Source organism: Monashia sp. HAY1-5C, from assembly GCF_056755255.1.
In genome coordinates, this window is record NZ_JBPGXG010000584.1 from 1 (window position 1) to 250 (window position 250).

Consider the following 250-nt stretch of genomic DNA (forward strand, 5'->3'; position numbering starts at 1 on the left):
GCGAGGCAGGGTGCGGCCACGCCCGGAGAATAGGCCAGCGCCAGATCGCGCTGGTTGCCGAGCGGCTTGGTGGCATGGATTTCAAGCTTGCCGGGGCGGGGATAACGATGAAAGTAGAGAGCCTGTTCGTCGAGACCGCCACTCGCCATGTTCTTGGCTGCCTTCGATGTATCGTGCGTATCCACCACACTTCTCCATTCCTGCCTATGCTTTGAGTCCCCTGAATACATCAATCGCTTCGCGTTCACAG

The 250-nt window shown here is 58.8% G+C and carries 1 pseudogene; it reads right to left on the bottom strand.

Going from position 1 to position 250, the window contains the following annotated elements:
• Positions 1 to 185 (bottom strand): annotated as a pseudogene (locus ACR9ZK_RS22845) (hypothetical protein); the annotation flags it as partial.
• Positions 186 to 250 lie beyond the last annotated feature (65 nt).